The organism is Rhizobium sp. BK591 (assembly GCF_014195045.1).
In the GTDB taxonomy this organism is placed as follows: domain Bacteria; phylum Pseudomonadota; class Alphaproteobacteria; order Rhizobiales; family Rhizobiaceae; genus Rhizobium; species Rhizobium anhuiense.
Window position 1 is genome coordinate 1 of record NZ_JACIAZ010000004.1, and the last position, 17,355, is coordinate 17,355.

The window sequence follows — 17,355 nt, forward strand, 5'->3', positions numbered from 1 at the left end:
GCGGCCCTCGGCCGGCGCCGGATCGAGCCGCAGGAAGGGATTGGAGGTCAGAAGAATGAACAGCGTGAAGGCGACCGAGATCCAGGCCTGCACGGAAAGCACATTGGCCTTCAGCGTCTCCGGCAGATTGCGCCCGAAGACGGCGACCAGCGCGCTGAACAGCGTCAGGATCAGCAGCCAGAGCATCATCGATCCCTCGTGATTGCCCCAGACGCCGGAATATTTATAGATCAGCGGCACCAGCGAATGCGAATTCTCCCAGACGTTCTCGACCGAGAAATCCGAGACGACATGGGCATAGGTCAGCACGCCGAAGGCGAAGGCCACCAGCGAGAACATCGCCAGCGAGCCGATCGTCGCCACATCCATCATCGCCCGGTCGTGACGACGGGCGCCGATCACCGGCACGATGGAGAGGATGAGCGCCGTGGCCAGCGCCAGCACCAGCGCGTAATGGCCGATCTCGATGATCATGGCGTCGCCTTCACTTCCTGGCCCTGAGCTTGCTTGCCCGGAACGTCCTCGCCTTGCCCTTCCTTCCACAGCCCCTGGGATTTGAGCCGGTCGGCCACATCCTTCGGCATATAGGTCTCGTCATGCTTGGCCAGCACGGTATCGGCGACGAAGACATTCGTTCCCGGCGTAAACATGCCTTCGGTGACGACGCCCTGGCCCTCGCGGAAGAGATCGGGAAGGATGCCGGTATATCTCACCTTCACGGCATTGGCGCTGGCGTCGGTGACGGCAAATTCCACCGTCGAGCCGGTGCCGCGCACGACGCTGCCCTCGCCGACCAGGCCGCCGAGCCGGATGCGGGTTTGCGGCGCCACCGGCGTCTTCGCCAGATCGGCCGGCATGTAGAAATAGGCGACCGACTGGCTGAAGGCGAACATCACCAGCAGCACGGCGGCGGCAATGAAGCCCATGCCGCCGGCGATCACCCCCAGGCGCTTCTGCTTGCGCGTCATTGCGCCATTCCTTCTGTTGCTATGCCGAGTTCCCGGGCAAGCGCCAGCAATTGCCGGCCCTGCTCGCCGGCCGGCGGAAAGGCCGCAAGCCCGCGCTTCAGCGCGCCGGCAGCACGATCCCTATCGTTCAATACGGCGTAAGAGCGGACGAGCCTGAGCCAGCCATTCAAGTCGTCCGGGCTTTCGGAAAGCTTTGCGTCCAGGCCCGTCACCATGGCTTCGATCGCCTGACGTCGATCCGCAGTCCCGGTGGCGATCAGCGGAACTCCGCCATTGGCGGCGATGTGCTGATTGACGAGAGGCAGCCACGGCGCGTCCGCTGGCGACAGCCTGGCAAGTGCCGCAAAGGCCATCAGCGCCTCATCGGGACGGCCCGCCTGCTCCATGCCGAGAGCGATGTAGAACAGGGCGCGCGGGTTTTCAGGTTCGAGCTGAACGATCTGTCGCAGGACGTCGACCGTCTCCTTGTCCACCGAACCCTGCGCCTCGGCTATCAGGGCTTCGGCAAGGCCACCCAGGCGATGAATGCCTGGGCCCAGCAGACGCAGGGCATTGCGGTAAGCCGACCGTGCGTCGGCGATCCGGCCGGCCCTGAGGTAGATTGGAGCGATCACATCCCATCCGCGGCCATCATCCGGCTGGCTCGCGAGGTGGCGCTCGGTTCTCGCGACCAGTATTGCAATGTCCTGGCCAGGATCCTCCAATCGCGCTTGCAACGGCAGCGACGGCATGTCGGGCGAACCCGCAAGACCATAGAGGCCAATGCTCGCCAAAGGCAGAAACGCGGCGATCGCCAACCTCAGCCACCTGTGCGGATGCGGCAACCTGCGGCATTCTTCTTGCTTCTGCTCGCTTGCCTTAAAAAGGCGCCGCGCTGTTTCAGCCCGCGCGTATTCATACTCGTTGCAGCCGATTTCGTTCGCCAGCAATTCCCTGTCGAGTTCGAGAAGTTGATCCCGATAGACCCGGCCGGCTGCGGCCGCACCATCGTTGAACCGGACACGGCCTGACGCAAGTGGATGAAGAAGAGAGGCGATGATGGCAGTCGTGATGACCGCGAAAACAATCCAAATAACCATAACGTCCAGACGCCCTTTTGCGCTTGAACATACCGAGGCCGGGGGTCGGCACATTGATTCCGGTCAACGACGACGAGCTCTTCCATCCCAATTTTTCGGGTTCAGCACGCTTCGCGAAGCAGGTCGACGCTATCGACCAGGACGACCTTGCCTCTGACTTCGACGCCCGATGCCGCGAGCGTCGCAAACGCTCGCGACAGGGCTTCCGGCGCCAGACCCAATTTGCCGGCCAGGATTCTCTTCCGGTAAGGGAGGCGGAACGAGACCCGCGAGGTGGACGCCGAGGCGGGGCAGCGGCTCATCAGGTAGTTTGCCACACGTTGCGCCGCCGTGAGCAGCCGGTCACCGGCAATACAATCCATCGCGCCGAGCAGATGCCTGACCATGATGCGCATGACGTTCCGGTGAATGACCGGATGTTGGTCAGCAAATGCCTGCAACTCCGCAAGCTCGAACAGCGCGACCTCGGCCCCGTCGGCCGACCACGCGCTATAGGCATAGGAGCCGCCGCCTGAGAGAAGATATTCGCCAAACGTGTCGCCCGGCTCGCACACGCAGATATCAGCCTCGCGCCCGGCGGATTCCGATTTTGAAAGTCGGACAAACCCGTTCGTGACGCAGTAGACGAATGATGCCTGCTGGCCCTCGCTTATGATCTTCTCGTCAGCAGCGAAGGTGCGAACCTCAGCCGTTGCGGTGAATTGCTCCACGGTCGCCGGATCCAAACCAGCGAACAGGTCGGACTGCAGAAGGACTGAATTTTTCGCAAGCATCCATCTTCCTTTCGTGTTTGGACCCGGTTGCGGTTAGGGTTTTCTTCGATCGGTTTCGTCCTCGGCGAGAATTCGCCAGGCGGCCCCTTGAAGATCGTCATACTGGCCGCTCTTCAGCGACCAAAGAAATGCCAGCAGTCCCATTCCTCCCATCAGCAGTGCGATGGGTATGAGATAGATCAACATGTTCATGCGGCCTTGACCTCCGCACTCCGGCCGACCCGCCCCCGAATCTGCATAGCCGGACGCTTGCCGAACGCGTTGAGGCGCAGTGCGTTCATCACGACGATGATCGAAGATGTCGACATTGCCACCGCCGCTATGAGCGGCGTCGCCAATCCGGCGATGGCAATCGGCACCGCCAGGACGTTGTAACCGATGGCGAGAGCGAAGTTCTGCCGGATGAGGCTGGCGGAGCTTCGCGCAACGGCGATCGCTTCCGGCACAGCGTCGAGGCGATCGTTAAAGAAAACGAGGTCGGCGGCCTGTCTGCCGATATCGGAGGCCGTGGCCGGCGCCATCGAGACATGGGCCGCAGCAAGGGCAGGAGCGTCGTTGATCCCGTCGCCAACCATGAGCACGCGACGCCCTTCGCCGTTCAGCCTCTGGCATTCATCGACCTTCCGTTTCGGCGTCAGAGAGCCCAAAGCCCTGCCGATGCCCAGAGCATGCGCCGTATTGTCGACGACGATCTGACGGTCGCCGGACACGATCAGCGTTTCAAGGCCGGCTGCGTCGAGCTGGCCGATGGCCTCGCGAGCGCCCGGGCGAAGCGTGTCATCGAAGAAGAAGCGGGCAAGATCGACGCCGTTCTGCGACAAGACCACTTCCGAGAACGGACTATCGGCGGTGCGGGGCACGAAGCTTGTTCCGCAGGCAAACGCCGTGTTGCCCAGCCGATAGACATCCGCGCCCTTCCTGGCTTCCAGTCCCCCGCCGGGGATTTCCGTGACGCTGTCGAAGGACATGGGGGCGGTTTCGGCGCCCCGCACCAGAGCCTGAGAAAGAGGATGCCGTGAATGCACGGCCAATCGGCGGGCGATTGCTGTGGTCTCTTCCATGGCGTCCACCTCGACAAGGCGCGGCCTGCCCATCGTCAAGGTGCCCGTTTTGTCAAAGGCCACAGTGTCGGTCTCGGCCAGTCTTTCGAGTGCCGAACCGTCCTTCACCATGATGCCCTTGCGGAAAAGCTCCCCCGCGGCGACGACCTGGACCACGGGCACGGCAAGGCCCAATGCGCATGGGCAGGTAATGATCAGGACCGCAACCGCGACCAGCATTGCCTGTTTCCAGTCTCCGCCGAGGAGGCCCCAGGCAAGAAAGGAGACCAGCGCCAACAGATGCACGGCCGGCGAATAGAGCGCCGCAGCGCGATCGGCGATCCTGCGATAGCGAGCTCTTCCACCCTCGGCGGCTTCCATCAGGCCGATGATCTCCGAAAGAAGCGAATTCTTGGCAATGCGCGTCGCGCGCAGGACGAGCGAGCCGGTCAGGTTCATCGCGCCCGAACTCACCTCGCTGTTACCGGCGACGGCGACGGGGCTGCTCTCGCCGGTGACGATGGAGAGATCCACGTCGCTTTCTCCGCTGACGACTACGCCATCGACGGGAACCCTTTCGCCTGCCGCTATCGAGATTTCATCTCCCACCGCGATCTCTTCTACCGCAATGTAACGTCGGGACCCGTCCGGATTGATCAGCAAGGCTCCGCGCGGCGCCAGCCTTGCAAGTCCGTTGATCGCCGCCCGAGCCTTTTCCCGCATGATATGATCGAGGGTCCTGCCGATCAGCAGGAAGAAGAGCAGCGAAACCGACGCGTCGAACCATGCATGTTCACCGTGATGGATGGTCTCCCACAGTGAAACGGCATAGGAGAGCGTCACGGCGAGAGAGATCGGAACGTCCATGTTGGTGCGCCCGTGGCGGAGCGCATTCCAGGCCGATTTGAAGAAGAAACGCCCGGCATAAACCAGCGCGGGCGCTGCTATCATCGCCGAGATCCAATGAAACATGTCGCGTGTTGCGGCATCTGCGCCAGACCAGACCGATACCGAGAGCAACATGATGTTGGCGGCCGCAAAGCCGGAAACGCCGATCGCCAGGAGAAGCTGATTTCTGGTTCTGTCGTTTTCGGCGGCCGAGGGGGTAAACAGATGCGCGCGATATCCGGCCGAGTTGATCGCTGCGAGGATCTCGGACGGATCGGCGGCATGTGTCTCCATCTCCTCCTGGTAGACGCAGGTTACCCTTCGAGCCGTAAGATTGACGCGCGCCGTCTTGACGAAAGGAAGTGTCAGTAACGCCCTTTCTATGGTCGAAATGCAGCCACCGCAGTGAATGTCGGGAACGCTCAAGTCCAACTGGCGCAGTCCGCCGCCGAGCGGCTGGCTGGCAAGGCGGACCTCTTCGGCACTGGATGACGTCGTGCTGAGAGCAAGCACGCTTTCCGCGTCCATGGTGCAGCAGGTCATCGGTCCAACTCCGTGGTATCGATGCGTTTGGCCTCATGCATGACGACCAAGCCGTCGTTTCGCGAGATGGCCTCGACGATCCAGTCACCCTCGGCCAGGTTGTGATCTGCTTCGAACCGTCCCTCGGCTGTTTTTCTGAGCGTGAGATGGAAGTCTTCGTGATCTCCGACGGGTCGCTTGAAATTCAGCACGACGTCGTCGACGGCCGCAGGCGCGCCGCTCTTGTCGTGAATGTCGTAGCGGATCTGATGCCCTCTTATGGAGAGATCGCCCGCGACGCCGGAAGCGGCCATTGCCTTCATCGCCGCCGCTTTGCGGTTGAACTCCTGACTGGCGACATAGGTATTTTCCACGACCAGACCGCTCCAGCTGGAGGAAGCATAGAAGGCCATGGTGACATTCACCGCGATCACAACAGCGAAGAAAGTCGAGGTCGCAACCAGCATGTGCAGGCCTGTAAAACCTTGGGCAGAGGTCTTCATTTGGTGTCTCCCGGTGCATTGAACGCCGCGCGGTAGGTTGCCCGGTCGGCGCGATCCGTATCTTCGATTACGAACAGAAATTCATTGATCGCGGCTCCGGTGGGCTTGCGTGTAACGAAGACCTTGAGCGTCGTGGCTGCGTCCGGTTCGGCATGGACGGTAAAGCGGCGAGCGTCTTCCTTGCCGAATTCGGGAATGCGCATCGTCGCCCCCTCCAGCCCGACCAGGCCTATGTTCACATCCCGCGGCGTCGGCACCATGTTCAGGATACGAAGCGTGTAGCCATTCCGCAGTGAGCCGTCGCTTTCCAGAACATATTGGGGGTTTCGGTCGTGAACGACGTTGAGTTCAAGGCGCTCGCGAAAGGCGAGGTGGACGAGCATGGCCACACCGACCGATGCCCAGGCGACCGCGTAAAAGACGATTCTCGGACGAAAGACGATGCGCCAGTTGAAGTGCCGGATCGCCGGGACGAAGCTTCCATCCTCGTTTCGAACCCTGGACGGCTGGACGGCCGTTCGCCCTTCGTCGGTCGCCAGTGACATGTTGCTCGCGTATTCGCTCAGCGTGGCATAGGCAATCAGGCCGCGAGGCTTTCCGAGCTTGTCCATGACACCGTCGCAGGCGTCGATGCAGAGCGCGCATGTGATGCACTCCATCTGCTGTCCGTCGCGAATGTCGATACCCATCGGACACACCGCCACGCAGGCATTGCAATCGACGCAATCGCCCACCGGCAAGCCTTTGGCTTGCGCCTTTTTCGCGTGACGCGACCGCTGCTCGCCCCGCCAGTCATGATAGGTGACGACGAGAGAATTCTCGTCGAGCATCGCACCCTGGATGCGTGGCCACGGGCACATATAGGTGCAAACCTGCTCGCGCATGAGGCCGCCGAGCACATAGGTCGTCGCAGTAAGGACGGCGACCGTGGCGTAGGCGGCTGCTGGAGCGCGGCCAGTGAATAGCGAAACAAGCAGGCTCGGCGCGTCGGCAAAATAAAAAATCCACGCTCCGCCCGTGGCGACGCCGATCAGCAGCCAGATCGAATGTTTGACGACACGCTTCCTCAGCTTGGCAAAGCTCATGGGAGCGGCGTCAAGCTTCATTCGCGCGTTTCGATCGCCTTCGATCGCGCGTTCGACGACGAGAAAGAGATCGACCCAGACGGTCTGCGGACAGGCGTAGCCGCACCAGGCGCGGCCGACCGCGGAAGTGACGAGAAACAGGCCGAACCCCGCCATGACGAGGAGACCAGCCACATAATAAAATTCCTGAGGCCAGATTTCGATGAAGAAAAAGAAGAAGCGTCGTGAGGAAAGGTCGATGAGGATTGCCTGGTCAGGCGCGTAAGGACCGCGATCCCAGCGAATCCATGGCGCGAGATAGTAGATGCCGAGCGTGACCAGCATGACGATCCATTTGAATCGACGGAATCGCCCCTCTGCACGCTTGGGAAAAACCTTCTTCCGAGGTGCATAGAGAGGCTGCCGATTGCGACGGGCGTTGACCGGCTCGACGCTGAGCCGTTCGATGCTGTCGGGATCTGGTGCAGTGTAGAGGTTCATGGGACCTATCCGATTTCACCCGACCTTGTCCCATCCGCCGCGCATCCTTTCCTTGATACAGATCAAGACGAAGGTCTTCCCGCCAATGGAAAAGGCCACGCCCTGGAGAGAGGGCGTGGCCTGGAGGAACCGCGGGGAACGAACACCGCTGGGACGTCCTCGACAAGTCTGCAGCTAGCGGCTTGTCTGCTCGTGGTCTTTGAGGCAGGTCAAACTGATGATCGAACTGCCGATCTTTGCCGGATCATCCTGATCGGACGGTGGCGGCAGGGCCTTGGCGCGCGCCGACACACGTGATCGTATCGCTGCGCGCGGCGTGCCGTAGAGATCGAGGATCGGATTGTGGCCGTGAGCCGCCATAGCTCTGCTCCTTACGTTCCGCCGCCAAGCGAATGCACGAAGATCGTCAGTTCCTTGACCGTCGTATCGCCGAGGCGCCCTGCCCAGGCGGGCATGACGCCATGCTTGGGAGAAGCGACCTGGCGGATGATCGCATCCTCGCCGCGGGCCTTCAGCCAGATCGCATCAGCGAGATCCGGCGCGCCCATTTCGGCTTTTCCTTTGGCATCCTCGCCGTGACATGCGGCACAGTTGTCGACGAAGACCTGTTTTCCCGCCTCTGCGAGACCGGGGTCCGACGGTGTATTGGTCAGCCCCCAGACGTAAGCCGCGACCTGCCTTGTCTGGATGGGATCCAGAACATCGACAAAGGGCGGCATCTCGGAAGCATGAGTGTCCGTATCCCCGTCGAAGCGAATCCCATGCGCGATCGTCGTCTGGATGGCATCCAGGTCTCCGCCCCACAGCCAATCGTCGTCGTTGAGGTTCGGAAATCCAGGACCGCCGCTTGCTCCCGAGCCGTGGCATGGCGCACAATTCACCTTGAATGCTGACGCGCCGCCGGCGATTGCGAATTCGCGAAGGGCAGAATCGGAATCGATTTCCTGTACCGTCTTGGCGGCGATCAGATCATGAAATTGCATTTGCGATGCCTTGGCCTGGTCCAGGTTCTGCTGCAGTTCGGCGCGGCTGGAAAAACCGAGCATGCCCTTCGTAGCGTCGGTAATCATCGGGATCGCGGGATATGCGATCGCATAGCCCAACGCCCAGACAATGGTGGCGTAGAAGGTCCACACCCACCAGCGGGGCATCGGATTGTTGAGTTCGCGGATGCCGTCCCATTCATGTCCGGTCGTTTCGACGCCGCTAAATTCATCGATATGTTTTTCCGACATCTCAATCATCCTTCAAGGGAATATCGGCGGCCTCTTTCGCCGTCTGCTTGCTGCCTGGGCGAAGGGTGAACACAACCACGCCGACGAAGAATGCCGCCATTGCCAAAAGGCCCCAGCTGTCGGCGAAGTGTCTCATTGCAGTGTAGGTTTCCATGGATCACCTCACCGGTAGCCGGTCGCATCGTCGTAGGTCGAGAAATCGACCAACGTTCCGAGCATCTGCAGGTAGGCCACTAAGGCATCCATTTCGGTCAGCGCAGCGGGATCGCCGTCGAAATCGCCGGTCTTCGTCTTCGGATAGCGGGCAAGCAGGGCCGTCGTATCTGCGTTCGGATCGGCTTGGGCCTTCATGTCGGCTTCCGCATTCGCCAGCATGTCGTCGTTATAAGGTACGCCCACGTCCTCGTTGGCCTTCAGGTCCATTCCCACGTCCTTGACCGTGACCCGTTGCTCTTTGAGGAAGGCGTAACTCGGCATGATCGACTCCGGCACCACTGCCCGGGGATCGGCGAGATGCTGGACATGCCATTCGTTGGAATAGCGTCCGCCGACGCGGGCCAGATCCGGCCCGGTTCGTTTGGATCCCCATTGGAAAGGATGATCGTACATGGACTCGGCCGCGAGCGAGTAATGGCCGTAGCGTTCCACCTCGTCGCGGAACGGTCTGATCATCTGGCTGTGGCAGAGGTAGCAGCCTTCGCGGATGTAGATGTTTCGTCCGGCCAGCTCGAGCGGCGTATACGGCCGCATGCCTTCCACCTTTTCAATCGTGTTCTGCAGGTAGAACAGCGGTGCGATTTCGACGATGCCGCCGATGCTCACGACGAGCAGCGAGCCGACGAGAAGAAGCGTCGCGTTCTTCTCGAGAATCTTATGTTTATCAAGTATCGATGCCATGTCTCACCTCACTCGGCAGGCTGTGCTTGGGGCACGAAAGTGGTTGGGATCGCAGCTTCGTCACGCACGCGGCCGCGGATCGTCATGAACACGTTCCAGGCCATGACGAGACCACCCGCCAGGTAAAGCGTTCCGCCCACCGCGCGCAGCACGTAGTAGGGGAACATGGCCGCGACCGTCTCCGCGAAGGAATAGACGAGGAAGCCCTGGGAATTGTACTCGCGCCACATCAGCCCCTGCTGGATGCCGGCAACCCAAAGCACGGCGGCGTAGATGACGATTCCGAGGGTTGCGAGCCAGAAGTGCCAGTTGACCATCCGCGGGCTGTAGAGGCGCTCGCGTCCCCATAGCTTCGGCGTCAGATAATAGATCGCGCCGAAGGTGATCATTCCCACCCAGCCGAGCGCGCCGGAATGCACATGACCGATCGTCCATTCTGTATAATGGCTGAGCGAATTGACTGTCTTCACCGACATCATCGGACCTTCGAAGGTCGACATCCCGTAAAAGGCGATGGCGACGATCATCATGCGAATGATCGGATCGGTGCGGATTTTGTCCCAGGCGCCCGAAAGGGTCATGAGACCGTTGATCATGCCGCCCCAGGAGGGCATCCAGAGCATCACCGAGAAAACCATGCCGAGTGTCTGGGCCCAGTCGGGCAGTGCCGTGTAATGCAGATGATGGGGCCCGGCCCAGATGTACATGAAGATCAGTGCCCAGAAGTGGATGATCGAAAGCCGGTATGAATAGACGGGTCGGTTGGCCTGCTTCGGCACGAAGTAGTACATCATGCCCAGGAAGCCGGCGGTGAGGAAGAAGCCGACGGCGTTGTGGCCGTACCACCATTGGGTCAGCGCGTCCTGTACGCCCGAGAAGGCGGAATAGCTTTTGGAGCCGAGAAACGACGCCGGAACCGCCAGGTTGTTGACCACATGCAGCATCGCGATGGTGACGATGAAGCCGAGATAGAACCAGTTTGCCACGTAGATGTGCGGCTCTTTGCGCTTGAGGATCGTCCCAAGATACACGGCGAGATAGGCGACCCAAACGATGGTCAGCCAGAGGTCGACGTACCATTCGGGTTCGGCATATTCGCGGGCTTGGGTGATTCCGAGGACATATCCGGTCGCAGCCATCACGATAAAAAGCTGGTAACCCCAGAATACGAACCAGGCGAGGTTCCCGCCGAAAAGACGTGCGCGGCAGGTGCGCTGCACGACATAAAACGACGTCATGATGAGGGCGTTGCCACCGAAGGCGAAGATAACCGCCGACGTGTGAACCGGCCGCAGCCTTCCGAAATTGAGATAAGGCGCAATGTTGAGGTCGGGAAAGGCCAGTTGCAGCGCGACGATCACGCCCACCAGGAAGCCGACCACGCCCCAGAACACCGTGGCGATCAAGCCATAACGCACCACTTCGTCGAAATAGCCGGATATGTCGACTTTGCGTTGCTGGCCTGCCGGTGAAAAGTCAACGTTCCTGACCAGCAGCAAAGCGCCGATGACGAGGCAGAGGCAAAGTATGCCCATATGGATCGCAAAGAGATGATCATGGGCGAATGCGGCTCCTAGCAACGCTAGAAACGCCGCGACCGTGATCACCATCGTTTCCGTTGTGTAATTCATGATGTCGTCCCCAGTGCACAGACGACCGCGTCGCGGCCGGCTTTCTCGGCAGGACTGTCACGAAGCTGCGAATTACTCCTTGATCTACATCAACGAGCGGACAGTAAGACCGGCGCGGACCGCCGCAGTTACAAACTGTTACAAACTTTCACCCGTTGGCACCGTCCGCTCATTCCGGTGTGACGCAGGGGCGTTCTAGTACATGTCCTGACAATGGGGGACACGACGATGCTGATGCAGAAAAACCAAGCGTTCGAACATGCCGAAATGACGAACGAAACGATCTATGCCGGTCGATCTTTGTCCGCGCTCTTCCTCTCCTCCGCAATGGAGTCCATTTCCGCCGGGAGAGCCATCTGCTGGGAGGGCGACGAGGCGAAACATCTCTTCCAGGTCGTGGAGGGGGTTGTTCGTCTCTATCGCATCGTCGGGGAGGGCCGCCGTGTGATAACCGCGTTTTGCTTCGCCGGCGACCTGATCGGTGCATCGCTGCAACGCGATTTCCTCTTCACCGCGGAAGCCGTGACCGAATGCCGGATTCGCCGCGTATCCCGGAAAAGCTTCCACGACGAAGTCGCCCGGTCGGATGCCCTTCACACCGCATACATTTCCCTGCTCTGCCAGGAGACGGCTGCCGCACACGAACAGATGGTACTGCTCTCGAAGAAGAATGCGGAAGAGCGCCTGTGCAGTTTCATCGCGAAGCTTGTATCCCGCCGCAATCCCCAGGCGCGGCAGAGCCTGCTGCGCGTCCCCATGAACCGGCAGGACATTGCAGACCATCTCGGTTTGACCATTGAAACCGTGTCTCGCACCCTCACCAAACTTGCATCGCGAAACGTCGTCGTTCCAGAGGGCAGGCATGACTTGCGAATCGTCAATCGCGCCCTTCTTAAGCAGTTGTCCGGCGACGCTGATGATTTTTCGGAGAAATCCTGTCATAGGGTCAGCTTGCACTGACGTAACGAAGCCGCAGGATCGACGTTCATGCCTCACCGCCTCATATCACCGCGAACCGTATCGTCCCAGGAACTGGATGCCATGGTGCACGTGCTGGACGGAGCCGACATCCTGATCCATCGTTTTGAGGGAACTGTCACGCATTGGTCCATTGGCTGCGAGAACATGTATGGCTGGGCAAGAGAGGAAGCGGTCGGGGAGGAGGTGCACGAATTGCTGGCGACGCAGTTCCCCGAACCGGTGGAAAACATCCGCAACCAACTGAAGTCGCGCGGCTTCTGGCAGGGTGAAATCATTCATCGTCACAAGAGCGGGCACGAGATTCATGTTGCCTCCCGTTGCGTGCTGGTCAATTTGCCGGATGGCGATCTTGCCGTCATCCAGACAAACAGCGACGTCAGCGCGTTGAAGCGAGCGCAAGAGGTAGTCAAATCCCGCGAAGCGCATCTGAGCTCGATCCTGGACACCGTGCCGGATGCCATGGTGGTGATCGATGACAAGGGAATGGTGCTTTCGTTCAGCAAGGCTGCCGAGAAGCTGTTTGGAATGTCTTCCGATCAAATTTGCGGCCGCAACGTGAGCAACCTGATGCCGAACCCCTATCGCGATGCCCACGACGGCTACATCGACCACTATATCGATACGGGCGAGAAACGTATCATCGGCTACGGCCGTGTCGTCACCGGTCAGCGGGCCGACGGTTCGCAATTTCCGATGGAACTCCACGTCGGCGAAGCGACGGCAAACGGAGAGCGGATATTCACCGGTTTTATCCGCGATCTCACCAGCCGTTACAAAATCGAGGAAGATCTTCGCCAGTCACAGAAGATGGAAGCTGTCGGGCAGTTGACCGGAGGCATCGCGCACGACTTCAACAACCTCCTCACCGTCATCAGCGGCAATCTCGAAATGATCGAGGACAAACTGCCGCCCGGCAACCTTCGTGAAATGCTGGGAGAGGCTCAGGCCGCGGCGGAGGACGGAGCTGTTCTCACGGCTCAACTGCTCGCTTTCGGTCGCCGACAGCCGTTGAATCCGAAGCACGCCGATCTTGGTCAAGTTGTGAGCGGCTTCTCGGATCTGCTCCGTCGAACGCTCGGCGAAAATATCAGGTTGTCGACCGTCATCGATGGATCTGGCCTGAACGTCCTTGTGGACAGCTCGCAGCTCCAGAATGCCATTCTGAACATCGCTTTGAACGCAAGGGACGCCATGCCCAGGGGCGGCAGTCTGACGACGACGATCTCGCGCGTCTATCTCGATGCCGACTATGCGAAAATGTATCCGGAGCTACGCAGCGGCAATTTCGTGCTGGTCACGATGACGGATACCGGTTCCGGCATGACGGAGGAGGTCAGGAAGCATGCGATTGAGCCATTTTTCACGACAAAGGAAGTCGGCTCGGGCACAGGTCTCGGACTGAGCATGGTCTACGGCTTCGTCAAGCAATCGGGTGGGCATCTGCAGATTTACAGTGAGGTGGGGCGCGGCACGACAGTCCGGATATATCTCCCCGCAACCAATGGCGGGAAGCCTCAAGAGGCGGCACCGGACCATGGCGCGGGTGAGAGCCAACTGCCGCAAGGGGACGAAGTCGTGCTCGTCGTCGAAGATGACGCCCGTGTTCGCCGCGTAGCCGTCGCCAGGCTCGCCTCGATGGGCTATACGGTGCGCGAAGCCGAAAACGGTCACCGCGCGCTCGATCTCCTCAAGGAAAACACTGACGTCGCGCTGCTTTTTACCGACATCGTGATGCCGGGCGGGATGACGGGTGACGAGCTCGCAAGAGAGGTGCGTATTTTACGGCCGGACATTGCCGTGCTCTTCACGTCGGGATATTCCGAACCGGGTCTCGCGGGCAATGATACGGTTCCGGGCGCCCGGTGGCTGCGCAAACCCTATACCGCCAAGGAGCTGGCGTTGAGGATCCGCGAACTTCTCGACGCAAGGTGACATCTGTCGGCGGTGCAAGCTCACCCGCTCTTGCGCCTTCGCCCGCGCGGTGCGTGTGGTTTCTCCCGCGTTTGACCCGCATCAAAGAACCGGCGTCCTGCATGTCTTAAAAAACGTCCGCGAGGCCGAACCGGACTCGGAGAACAGGAGATATGCAAATGCGTTTGAAATTCGGTCTGATCGCTGCAACGGCAGCCTTGATCGCTTCGGCTGCACCGTTGATGGCTGCTGACCACCAGGTTCAGATGCTGAACAAGGGCGCGGACGGCGCGATGGTGTTTGAGCCCGGCTTCCTGAAGATCGCTCCGGGCGATACTGTCACGTTCATTCCCACGGACAAGAGCCACAACGTCGAGACGTTCAAGGGTCTCATTCCCGATGGCGTTCCCGAGTTCAAATCCAGGCCGAGCGAGCAGTATCAGGCGAAGTTCGATATTCCGGGCGCATATGTCCTGAAGTGCACGCCGCATGTGGGCATGGGCATGGTTGCATTGATCCAGGTCGGCGACAACCCGGCCAACCTTGACGCGATCAAGATCGCCAAGGTGCCGAACATGGCGCGCAAGAGGCTGGATGCCGACCTCGCGCAGATCACCCCGGCTCAGATCACCCAGTGATTGACCGACAGGTGCGGACGGCACGCTTGCGCGCCGTCCCGCACCGTCGCGTTCAGCGCGTGCTGCTTCGCGATTATCGGCACGGCAGCTCGCGGCCGTGTCGCATTGCTCAGGCCGCCTCCGTTTGCGCAGCTGCATCGGGACGCGACGGCGGTTCGTCCTTCATTGCCCGTTGAAGCAACCTGATGATCTCCCGCTCCGACTTGATATGCCGGCGCATCGAACAGCAGAACGAACGCAGCTGATATCCTACGGCTTCCCAGGAGAGCCGGCAGCGCCCCTCGCTCAGGGTTTCCAGCGTGAAGACGAGGTGTTGAGCCGCATCATGATCGAATAGGCGACCGGCTTGCCGGTGTTCCCTCGCATCGGACAGCTCCTCGACCTCCATGATCAGTCCGAGCGCAGACGAGACCAAGTGCTCTTCGAGCTGGTGAGTCGTCAGCAATAGCGGGATCAGACCGCGTGAAAGACGGCGGCAGAGGCCTTCATCGATATGGCAAGGCAGAAAGTCGGCAATTGCCTGCAGCACGTCGCACCACGACATAAGCTGCTCATAGCAGCTCTCGAGTTCTCCGAAACTGTCCGGGATTGGGTTCTTCATCCTATTACCTCTGCAGCAACAAGCTGGCGGGCCATGGCAGCGCGCCGAGCAAGGGCTGGTTTCTCGCTCAAGCGGCCTTGCTGTGCGTGCGTCCGTGCGAACCGAAATAGGCGTCGAATGCCGCGGCAACGGCGCGGACCATGAACCGTGCGTCTTGAGACACGACAATCCGATCTCCGCAAATCGCCGCGACGCCATCGGCGACAAGCTCACTGAGCCGATCGTTTCGGTCGATGAGGAATTCGATGTCAAAACCCGACTCTTTGCTCAATCCTGCGAGATCGACTTCGAAATCACACATAAGCCGTTCGATTATTTTGGCCCGGAGCTTATCCTCCTCGGTGAGAAGATATCCCTTGGCTGTCGGCAGGATGCCGGAAGCAACCCGCTCCTGATATAGCCCCAATGGCACATGGTTCTGGACATAGCCGATCGGCAGCCGCCCGATCGCCGAAGCACCGAGGCCGATCAGCGTATCGCAGTCATCCGTCGTGTAACCTTGGAAATTCCTTCTCATCGTGCCGTTGCGCGCAGCGATCGCGAGTTGATCGTCCGGCAGCGCAAAATGATCGAGCCCGATGCGCGCATATCCGGCCTTCGCAAGCTCTTCCGCGATGGCTTCGGCCTGCTCGTTTCGCTGTTTTGCATCCGGAAGCGACGCTTCATCTATGAGGCGCTGGTGCTTCTTGAAGGTCGGTATGTGCGCATAACCGAAAACGGCGAAACGCTCCGGACGCAGCTGCGCGGCCAGTCTGACGGTGTCGATGCAGGATTGCACGGTCTGTTTCGGAAGGCCGTAGATCAAATCGAAGTTGATACTGGAGATGCCCACGGAGCGTAGCCCGCTGACCGCAATCTCCGTCTGTTCGAAGGATTGTGTTCGGTTGATCGCGGCTTGCACGATCGGGTCGAAGCTCTGAACGCCGAGGCTTGCGCGATCGACATCGCTTTCACCGAGCGCCTCGATCATTGGAGCAGCCAATGTGCGTGGATCGATTTCTACCGCGATGCTCGTATCTGCCTCAAACCGGAAGGCGCTCCGCAGCTTGGCCATGATTGCGGCAAACTCCTGCGGCTTCATGATCGTGGGGGTGCCGCCACCGAAATGAACGTTCTTAACGGGGACGTCGTTTCCGGCCGCGAAGGATACAAGCTCGATCTCCTGGCTCATGACATCCAGGTATTCGCGAACCGGACCATCCTGCCGGGTGATGCTCGTGTGACAACCGCAGTACCAGCACATCGAGCGGCAGAACGGGACGTGGAGATAGACGGAGACGGGTCCGGCTTTTGCGATGTTGGCGAGTCCCCTCGCATATTCATCCGGCCCCACCGTGGCTGAAAAGGCTGGCGCCGTTGGATAGCTCGTGTAGCGCGGGAACCGCGCGTCGCCATACTTGGCGACCAGACAGTCGGACATTGTCGCATCCTTTGACAAAACAGAATGGTTTATGACGTCGAAGCGCGCGATCTTCCTTGTTCTAGGTCAATGTTGGCGTCCACCGGGGAAATCGTCGTCCATCTCAGCTCGGCGTCAAAGTCGGCCCGCTGATCCATCCGCTCGCGGGCAACGCGTTCCGACACACGCCGTCATGCCCCCAAGTTCCATGAGTTGCCGCACGGCAAATGATGTGGAGTTGACCGAGGTCAAAGTGTCTTTGTGCTGATCTCGTACCTTGAGAGGGAGCAGCACTGGCCGGCAGCAGTTCATGCAACGCAGGCTCCTGCTCAACGGAGATGCCGGCTCAAAGGAGATGAAAGTGCCGCACGATGTCGTCACAGCAAGCCTGAATGCGCGAGATAAGTCTGGGCGCATCGATGTGCGTTTCGGCGCAGACATGAAAACCGTCATTGTCTCCAGGCGCGCGCTGCTCTCCGTAGCCTCGCCACCTCGCGCAACCGAAGTCCGTTTCCTTCAATATGTCGACGCGTTCTGCGAAATCGCGGCGAGCGGCCTCGGTTCAAAGGAGGCCGGCGGTGACGTGGTCATGATCACTGCAAATGATGTCCGCAGATGGCGTCGCGCGTGGCAATCGTCCGAAATGGCGGGGATACGAACCGCACATCGCTCGATGCCGCCGGACGCAGCGTCGTCAAAGCGCGTCGCATAAATTTGCGCCGCG

At 60.2% G+C, this 17,355-nt stretch carries 18 protein-coding genes and 1 pseudogene; 4 read left to right on the forward strand and 15 right to left on the reverse strand.

All coding sequences use genetic code 11. From position 1 onward, the window contains the following. The 13 genes and pseudogenes from FHX10_RS18100 to ccoN form a co-directional block, all read right to left on the reverse strand. A pseudogene (locus FHX10_RS18100) lies at positions 1-474 on the reverse strand (heme lyase NrfEFG subunit NrfE); the annotation flags it as partial. Beyond that, positions 471-968: a cytochrome c maturation protein CcmE gene (gene ccmE / locus FHX10_RS18105; protein WP_132573988.1), complete on the reverse strand. Its 498-nt coding sequence runs from the start codon at positions 966-968 to the stop codon at positions 471-473. The gene ccmE and the pseudogene FHX10_RS18100, both read right to left, overlap by 4 nt. Then, positions 965-2,047, reverse strand: a complete 1,083-nt coding sequence (gene ccmI / locus FHX10_RS18110; protein WP_184390028.1) for a c-type cytochrome biogenesis protein CcmI — start codon at positions 2,045-2,047, stop codon at positions 965-967. Before ccmI ends, ccmE begins: the two co-directional genes overlap by 4 nt. Before the next feature lie 101 nt (positions 2,048-2,148). After that, positions 2,149-2,820, reverse strand: a complete 672-nt coding sequence (locus tag FHX10_RS18115) for a Crp/Fnr family transcriptional regulator (protein WP_047617299.1) — start codon at positions 2,818-2,820, stop codon at positions 2,149-2,151. A gap of 33 nt (positions 2,821-2,853) precedes the next feature. Next, positions 2,854-3,012: a cbb3-type cytochrome oxidase assembly protein CcoS gene (gene ccoS, locus FHX10_RS18120; protein WP_028757950.1), complete on the reverse strand. Its 159-nt coding sequence runs from the start codon at positions 3,010-3,012 to the stop codon at positions 2,854-2,856. Continuing rightward, positions 3,009-5,291, reverse strand: coding sequence for a cation-translocating P-type ATPase (locus FHX10_RS18125; RefSeq protein ID WP_183844863.1), 2,283 nt, complete (start codon positions 5,289-5,291; stop codon positions 3,009-3,011). The genes ccoS and FHX10_RS18125 overlap by 4 nt, the downstream gene beginning before the upstream one ends. Continuing rightward, positions 5,288-5,773 (reverse strand): FixH family protein, encoded by a 486-nt coding sequence (locus tag FHX10_RS18130; protein ID WP_183844864.1) that lies wholly within the window; start codon positions 5,771-5,773, stop codon positions 5,288-5,290. The genes FHX10_RS18125 and FHX10_RS18130 overlap by 4 nt, the downstream gene beginning before the upstream one ends. Next, positions 5,770-7,338, reverse strand: coding sequence for a cytochrome c oxidase accessory protein CcoG (gene ccoG / locus FHX10_RS18135; RefSeq protein ID WP_183844865.1), 1,569 nt, complete (start codon positions 7,336-7,338; stop codon positions 5,770-5,772). The genes FHX10_RS18130 and ccoG overlap by 4 nt, the downstream gene beginning before the upstream one ends. A gap of 174 nt (positions 7,339-7,512) precedes the next feature. Further along, positions 7,513-7,698, reverse strand: coding sequence for a hypothetical protein (locus FHX10_RS18140; RefSeq protein ID WP_028757954.1), 186 nt, complete (start codon positions 7,696-7,698; stop codon positions 7,513-7,515). A gap of 11 nt (positions 7,699-7,709) precedes the next feature. Continuing rightward, positions 7,710-8,573, reverse strand: a complete 864-nt coding sequence (ccoP, locus tag FHX10_RS18145) for a cytochrome-c oxidase, cbb3-type subunit III (protein WP_028757955.1) — start codon at positions 8,571-8,573, stop codon at positions 7,710-7,712. A 1-nt stretch (position 8,574) separates the two neighbouring features. Then, positions 8,575-8,727 carry a CcoQ/FixQ family Cbb3-type cytochrome c oxidase assembly chaperone gene (locus tag FHX10_RS18150; RefSeq protein WP_017969139.1) on the reverse strand — a complete coding sequence of 51 codons (153 nt, stop codon included), beginning with the start codon at positions 8,725-8,727 and terminating at the stop codon, positions 8,575-8,577. Positions 8,728-8,735: 8 nt separating this feature from the next. Next, positions 8,736-9,470, reverse strand: a complete 735-nt coding sequence (gene ccoO / locus FHX10_RS18155) for a cytochrome-c oxidase, cbb3-type subunit II (protein ID WP_097631138.1) — start codon at positions 9,468-9,470, stop codon at positions 8,736-8,738. 8 nt (positions 9,471-9,478) lie between these two features. Continuing rightward, the gene (gene ccoN / locus FHX10_RS18160; protein ID WP_097544496.1) at positions 9,479-11,101 is read right to left on the reverse strand and encodes a cytochrome-c oxidase, cbb3-type subunit I; all 1,623 of its coding nucleotides are present in this window, start codon (positions 11,099-11,101) and stop codon (positions 9,479-9,481) included. A gap of 228 nt (positions 11,102-11,329) precedes the next feature. On the opposite strand from ccoN, the gene FHX10_RS18165 reads away from it, so the two are divergent. From FHX10_RS18165 to FHX10_RS18175, 3 genes are all read left to right on the forward strand, one after another. After that, on the forward strand, positions 11,330-12,061 hold the full coding sequence (locus tag FHX10_RS18165; RefSeq protein WP_183844866.1) for a Crp/Fnr family transcriptional regulator: 732 nt from the start codon (positions 11,330-11,332) through the stop codon (positions 12,059-12,061). 27 nt (positions 12,062-12,088) lie between these two features. Beyond that, positions 12,089-14,014, forward strand: a complete 1,926-nt coding sequence (locus FHX10_RS18170) for a PAS domain S-box protein (protein ID WP_028757959.1) — start codon at positions 12,089-12,091, stop codon at positions 14,012-14,014. A 158-nt stretch (positions 14,015-14,172) separates the two neighbouring features. Beyond that, positions 14,173-14,631 (forward strand): pseudoazurin, encoded by a 459-nt coding sequence (locus FHX10_RS18175; protein WP_063473412.1) that lies wholly within the window; start codon positions 14,173-14,175, stop codon positions 14,629-14,631. A 109-nt stretch (positions 14,632-14,740) separates the two neighbouring features. On the opposite strand, the gene FHX10_RS18180 is transcribed toward FHX10_RS18175, so the two are convergent. Both FHX10_RS18180 and hemN read right to left on the reverse strand, forming a co-directional pair. After that, positions 14,741-15,232, reverse strand: coding sequence for a hypothetical protein (locus FHX10_RS18180; RefSeq protein WP_063473411.1), 492 nt, complete (start codon positions 15,230-15,232; stop codon positions 14,741-14,743). Positions 15,233-15,299: 67 nt separating this feature from the next. Continuing rightward, positions 15,300-16,652, reverse strand: a complete 1,353-nt coding sequence (gene hemN, locus FHX10_RS18185) for an oxygen-independent coproporphyrinogen III oxidase (RefSeq protein WP_183844867.1) — start codon at positions 16,650-16,652, stop codon at positions 15,300-15,302. Positions 16,653-16,941: 289 nt separating this feature from the next. Between hemN and FHX10_RS18190 the strand changes: the two genes are divergently transcribed. Further along, positions 16,942-17,343 (forward strand): hypothetical protein, encoded by a 402-nt coding sequence (locus tag FHX10_RS18190; protein WP_244604851.1) that lies wholly within the window; start codon positions 16,942-16,944, stop codon positions 17,341-17,343. The last annotated feature ends 12 nt before the right edge of the window (positions 17,344-17,355 follow it).